At 74.1% G+C, this 6,223-nt stretch carries 5 protein-coding genes; 1 reads left to right on the top strand and 4 read right to left on the bottom strand.

Translation table 11 applies throughout. The features are described 5' to 3' along the window. Window positions 1–128 precede the first annotated feature (128 nt). Entirely contained in the window at window positions 129–893 is a 765-nt protein-coding gene (locus ACZ6Y7_RS03290; protein WP_465756464.1) for a nucleotidyltransferase family protein, read from the top strand. Between the two features lie 270 nt (window positions 894–1,163). On the opposite strand, the gene ACZ6Y7_RS03285 is transcribed toward ACZ6Y7_RS03290, so the two are convergent. From ACZ6Y7_RS03285 to ACZ6Y7_RS03270, 4 genes are all read right to left on the bottom strand, one after another. Next, the gene (locus tag ACZ6Y7_RS03285; protein ID WP_465756143.1) at window positions 1,164–2,846 is read right to left on the bottom strand and encodes a DoxX family protein; all 1,683 of its coding nucleotides are present in this window, start codon (window positions 2,844–2,846) and stop codon (window positions 1,164–1,166) included. A 350-nt stretch (window positions 2,847–3,196) separates the two neighbouring features. Then, a complete protein-coding gene (gene rlmB / locus ACZ6Y7_RS03280) occupies window positions 3,197–4,189 on the bottom strand; it encodes a 23S rRNA (guanosine(2251)-2'-O)-methyltransferase RlmB (RefSeq protein WP_465756142.1) in 993 nt (330 codons plus the stop codon). 147 nt (window positions 4,190–4,336) lie between these two features. Continuing rightward, window positions 4,337–5,731 carry a cysteine--tRNA ligase gene (gene cysS / locus ACZ6Y7_RS03275; RefSeq protein ID WP_402221837.1) on the bottom strand — a complete coding sequence of 465 codons (1,395 nt, stop codon included), beginning with the start codon at window positions 5,729–5,731 and terminating at the stop codon, window positions 4,337–4,339. 94 nt (window positions 5,732–5,825) lie between these two features. Next, window positions 5,826–6,221, bottom strand: a complete 396-nt coding sequence (locus ACZ6Y7_RS03270) for a PPOX class F420-dependent oxidoreductase (RefSeq protein ID WP_465756141.1) — start codon at window positions 6,219–6,221, stop codon at window positions 5,826–5,828. Window positions 6,222–6,223 lie beyond the last annotated feature (2 nt).

Raw genomic sequence — 6,223 nt, 5'->3', positions numbered from 1 at the left:
CTCCGGGTTCTCCGGGTTCTCCGGGTTCTCCGGGTTCTCCGGGTTCTCCGGGTTCTCCGGGTTCTCCGGGTTCTCCGGGTTCTCCGGGTTCTCCGGGCTCTCCGGCCCCCCAGAGCCCCCCGGGGTCGCTGAGTTCCGCGCAGCCCAACCCCCCGCACCGGCCCACCTCGACGCCCGTCACCCAGGCCGTCATCCTGGCCGGTGGCCAGGGCTCCCGGTTGCGCCCCTACACGGACGACCGGCCCAAGCCGCTGGTCGAGATCCCGGGGACGGGGACGCCGATCCTCGGTCATCAGCTCGCCTGGCTCGCCTCCGAGGGCGTCACCGACGCGGTGATCTCCTGCGGGCACCTGGCCGACGTGCTGGAGGAGTGGCTGGACAAGGCGGACCTGCCGCTGCGGGTGCGCACGGTGATCGAGGCGGAGCCGCTCGGGCGCGGCGGCGGGCTCAAGTACGCGGCCAAGGCGCTGCCCCGCCCGGACGAGCCCTGGTACGCCACCAACGGCGACATCTGGACCCGCTTCAGCCTGCGCGAGATGGCCGCCTTCCACCACGAGCGGGACGCCCTCGCGACGCTCGCGCTGGCCCGGCCGCGGATCCCGTGGGGTGCCGTGGAGACGGACCAGTTCGGCAACGTGCTGGACTTCATCGAGGCGCCGCCCTCGCCCTTCCTGATCAACGCCGGCCTGTACGTGTTCAGCCCGGAGTTCGCCGAGCTGCTGCCGGACGTGGGGGACCACGAGCGCACCACGTTCCCCCAACTCGCCCGCAGCAAGCGACTGGCGGGCTACCAGCTGCCGCAGGGCGTGTACTGGCGCGCGATCGACACCGCGAAGGACCTCACCGAGGCCGCCAAGGAACTCGCCGCCGGCGCCGGCCGCGCACCCCGGTAGTCCCCGGCAGTCCCCAATGGCACCACCGCCGTAGCCCCGGGAGCAACCCCCGTCGCACCCCGGCGGCACGGGCCGACGCCAGCCGACCCGGCCGACCCAACCGACCCTGCCGACGCCAGCAGCCGCCGACGGCCGCCCCCGCGAGCAGCACCACGGCACCGGACGCCGAACACCGGTCGGCCCGGGTGCTCCCCCACGGAGCACCCGGGCCGACCGGTGTCACCGCGGCCTGGAGGGGCTCTCAGCCGCCCCGGGCCACCGTCGCCCGTCTCAGGTCGCCGTCGGCGCCCCCGGACGGGAGGAGCGGCCGCCGCCGGACAGGTCGGCCAGCGGCCCGCTGCCCAGCACCCCGCCGAGCAGTCCGGAGCCGGAGCTCGGGCTGGACTTGGGCGCCTGGCCCGAGCTGCCGGGGCCCGGGGTGCTGCGCTGGGCGGGGGCGGAGCCGCCCGCGGCGGACGGGGCGGCGGGGGCCGGTGAGGCGCCCGCCCCGGTCTCCGGCTTGCCGGAGTGCGCCTTGCCGCTCGGGGTGGGACCGGTCGCCTTGGCGCTCGGCGGGGTGGACGGGGTGGTGGCGCTCGGCGTCGGGGTGGCCGGGCGCGCGGCGGCGGGTGAGGGCGAGGTGGACGGGCCCTTGCCGCCGGGGGCGCCGGACGGGCCGCCGGAGGGCCACACCGGGGTGCCGTAGTCGGTGGCCGGCCGGGTCGGCGCCTGGTGTGCGCGGGCGCCGGTGCGGACGGCGGCGCCGAGCATCGAGCCGAGCAGCAGGGTGAGGCCGACGACGACCGTGGTGACCACCGTGCCCCGGCGCAGCACCCGGCGGCGCAGTGCTCCGGGCGCGTCCGAGCCGAACCGCCGCCAGGCCTCCAGGTTGAGCCGGCCGTCCAGCGAGGCGAAGGGCGCTCCGGCGATCAGCAGCGGGCTCCAGGCCGCGAGGAAGATCAGGTCGGGCGTGTCATAGACGGGTACGGCCCGCCAGCTGACCGTGAACAGCAGCGCGGCGGAGAGCACCATCGCCGCCCCGGCCGCGAGCCGCTGCCAGAGGCCGAGGATGGTGAGCACGCCGACCACGATCTCGGTGAACGACACCACCAGGCCGGCGCCCACCGGGTGGGCCATGGCGAAGGCCAGCAGCGGCTCGGCGACCTTCCAGGGGTGCAGCGAGGAGAGCCAGCGCATCATCGAGCCGCGCTCGCCGCCGTCGAAGTACACCGGGTCGCACAGCTTGCTGAACCCGGCGTAGACCGACAGCGAGCCGAGGACGGCGCGCAGCGGCAGCAGCACCAGGCCGAGGTCGACCCGGCGGCCGGGGTACCAGGGCTGCTTGCCCTCGGCGTCGGCGGCGGAGACCTCGGGCAGCTCGCCGCTCGGGGTCCAGCCGTGCGGCTCGCCGACCGGGCCGACGCCCGCGTCGGTGGCGCTGCCGGTGCCCTCGCGGGGCTGGCGCGGGACGGTCCGGGCACCCGCGAGGGAGGGGAGCACCTGGGTGTCCGCCTCGGCCAGGCCGACGCCGCCGCGGGCCGGGGCACCGCCCTGGCGCACGGCTTCCAGCAGCTGGGTGGCCGCCAGGTCGCCGGGGGGTGCCTGGCCGGTCCAGGTGACGGCGGTGACCCGGCCCTTGCGGCGCGGTCCACCACCGGCGCCGCCACCGGCACCGGCGCCGGCCATGGCCGGGACGGCGGAGGCCGGCACGACGACCTGCGGGGTGACCAGCGGACGACGGATCAGGCCCTGGTTCGCGTACGGGTCGCCGAACGCGGCGCCGGTGGACAGCAGTCCGGCCGGAGCCTCGATCAGCGGCGCGACCGGGGCGCCGAGTCGGAGCCGGAAGCTCGCCTGGGTGCTGCTGAGCCGCGCCGGGTCCGACTCCACCTTGACGGTGTTGAGGCCGGGGCCCGCGTCTATCCCGGTGCTGCCGCCGCCGAACAGGGGGCGCCGAGGTGTTCTGGTGTCCACGCCCGTCTAACCGGGTGACGGGCGCTTTGGACACTCTCCCGAGTGGATGTCCGGCGCACACTTGAAGTGATCATGAAAAAAGCGATCGGACCCGGTCGGGCCCGATCGCCTTTCACTCGGACTGCGGACAATTCGGGAGATCGCCTGCGCCTCACCCCGCCGCTGTGCTCAGCCCCGGGCGGTCAGCGCCCGACGCACACCCGGGCGGCCGGCGCCGGGGCGGTCAGCACCCGGGGCGCACCCGAGGCGCACCCGGGCGGCCGACGCCCGGCGCACACCCGGCTGGGTCAGCACCCGGTGCACACCGCGGTCGGCCGGCACCCGGCGTCGCCGGCGCCTCCGCGACTGCCTCAGCGCTTGGCGCGCAGCCGGGCGGCCTCGTACAGCACGATGCCCGCCGCGACGCCGGCGTTCAGCGACTCGGTCAGGCCGGACATCGGGATCCGCACCCGCATGTCGCAGGTCTCCGAGACCAGCCGGGACAGGCCCTTGCCCTCGCTGCCCGCGACGATCACGACCGGGCCGGTGAGCAGCTCCAGGTCGCCCAGCTCGGCCTCGCCGTCGGCGGCCAGGCCGACCACCATCAGGCCGGCCTTCTGGTAGGCCTCCAGGGTGCGGGTCAGGTTGGTGGCCCGGGCGACGGGCAGCCGGGCCGCGGCGCCGGAGGAGGTCTTCCAGGCGCCGGCGGTCATGCCGGCCGCGCGGCGCTCGGGAATGACCACGCCGTGCGCGCCGAAGGCGGCGGCGGAGCGGACCACGGCGCCCAGGTTGCGCGAGTCGGTGACCCCGTCGAGCGCGATGATCAGCGCGTCCTGGCCGGCGTCGGCGGCGTCCGCCAGCAGGTCCTCGGGGTGCGCGTACTCGTACGGCGGGACCTGGAGCACCAGGCCCTGGTGGTTCATGCCGCCGGTCATCTGGTCCAGCTGGGGCCGCGGGGCCTCCATCAGCGGGATGCCGCGGTCGTTGGCGGCCTGGAAGGCCTCGCGGACGCGGTCGTCGGTGTCGATGAACTGCTGGACGTACAGCGCGTTGGCCGGGACGTCGCCCTGCAGCGCCTCGACCACCGAGTTGCGGCCGAAGACCAGCTCGGCGCTGCCGGCGCCGCCGCGGCCGCCGCGGCCTCCGGCGCCCGCGCGGCGCATGCCGGCCCGGGCCTTGGCGTCCCGCTCGCGCTTGAGCGCGGCGTTGGCGGCGCGCTGCTTGGGGTGGCCCTTGCGCGCCTCGCCGGGCGGGGTCGGGCCCTTGCCCTGGAGCGCCTTCCGGCTGTGCCCGCCGGTACCGACAGACGCACCCTTCTTCGATCCTGGGTTGCGGCGGTTCCTGCGCTGGCTGTTGCCGGCCATGGCTGTACTTCCTGTCTGTCCGGCATGCCCCGGCCGCCCCGCTCTGTCCGGCGGCGGTCGGCGGCATGCGCTACGTCATGCGGGAGGGCCGCACCGGTCCGGTACGGCCCACCCATCACCCCGATCGTCGGACGGGGTTACTGGTTGTCACTGGTTGTTGATCGTCCAGCGCGGGCCGGACGGGGTGTCCTCGATCGCCAGCCCGGACAGGCCGAGCTGGTCGCGGATGGCATCCGCGGTGGCGAAGTCCTTGCGCTCGCGCGCCGCCTGCCGCTGGTCCAGGACCAGGCGGACCAGCGAATCGACCACGCCGTGCAGGTCCTCGCCGCGCTCCGTCCCGGCCCAGTGCGGGTCGAGCGGGTCGAGGCCCAGTACACCGAGCATCGCACGGACCTCGGCCAGTCGCGCCACCACGCTCTCCTTGTCGTCCGCGTTCAGGGCGCTGTTGCCCTGGCGGACGGCGGTGTGCACGACGGCGAGCGCCTGCGGCACGCCGAAGTCGTCGTCCATCGCCTCGGCGAAGGCCGGCGGCACCTCGGGCGCCGCGTCGACCGTGCCGCAGCGCTCGACGGCGCGCTGGACGAAGCCCTCGATCCGGCCGAAGCCGGCCTCGGCCTCGCGCAGCGACTCCTCGCTGTACTCGATCATCGAGCGGTAGTGCGCGGCACCCAGGTAGTAGCGGAGCACGATCGGGCGCCAGGCCCGGACCATCTCGGAGACCAGCACCGAGTTGCCCAGCGACTTGCTCATCTTCTCGCCGGCCATGGTGACCCAGGCGTTGTGCACCCAGAAGTTGGCGAAGTCGTCGCCGTAGGCCTTGGACTGGGCGATCTCGTTCTCGTGGTGCGGGAAGATCAGGTCCAGCCCGCCACCGTGGACGTCGAAGGCCGCACCCAGGTACTTGTGGGCCATCGCCGAGCACTCCAGGTGCCAGCCCGGGCGGCCGCGGCCCCACGGGGTCTCCCAGCTCGGCTCGCCGGGCTTGGTGGCCTTCCACAGCGCGAAGTCGCGCGGGTCCCGCTTGCCGGTCTCGCCCTCGCCGCTCGGCTGGCGCAGGTCGTCCAGCTTCTGGTTGGAGAGCGCGAGGTAGTCGGGGTAGGACTTCACGTCGAAGTAGACGTTGCCGTCGGCCGCGTAGGCGTGGCCCTTCTCGATGAGCCCCTGCATCATCTCGATCATCTCGGGCACGTGCCCGGTGGCCCGCGGCTCGGCGGTCGGCGGCAGGCAGCCCAGCGCCGTGTAACCGTCGTTGAAGGCACGCTCGTTCGCGTAGGCGATCTGCCACCACGGCGTGCCGAGCTCGCGCTCCTTGGCGATGATCTTGTCATCGATGTCGGTGACGTTGCGGACGAAGGTCACCTGGTAGCCGCGGTAGGCGAACCATCGCTGCATGATGTCGAAGTTGAGCCCGGACCGGATGTGCCCGATGTGTGGCGCCGACTGGACGGTAGCGCCGCACAGGTAGATCGAGACACAACCCGGTACAAGCGGGACGAAGTCGCGTACCTGGCGGGTGCTGGTGTCGTACAGACGAATGCTCACAGCGTCAAGCGTAGTGGGCAGCGGGGGGTGCCCCGCCACATTCCCCGGGACAAGGGTGCCCGGATCCCGGGGAACGGCGGGTGGGCGAGGGCGGTCAGAGGCTGCCGACCACCTTGCGCGGGGTGAGCCGCACGATCACCCGGACGTCGTCCGGGCCGTCCCAGGTGTACTTGTCCACCCCGCGGTACTTGGTGGCCAGCTCGTCGATCAGCTCCCGACCGCCCTCGGTGGTCATGGTGACCTCCCCGCGCGCCTCCAGGTACTCGTACGGGCTGTCCGCCGGGTTGATCAGGATCGAGACGCGCGGGTCCCGCACCAGGTTGAGGTGCTTGCGGCGGCCCTCGACGGTGGAGAACAGGAGGTCGTCGCCGTCCCGCTTGACCCAGACCACCGAGGACTGGGGGCTGCCGTCGGGCTGGATCGTGGAGACCACGGCGAAGCTCTTGCCGTCGATCAACGCCTTGGCGCGGTCGGAGAGTTGGGCGGTCATCT

It is taken from the genome of Kitasatospora sp. NPDC053308 (assembly GCF_055585785.1).
This window is presented reverse-complemented; position numbering and strand designations above follow the sequence as displayed.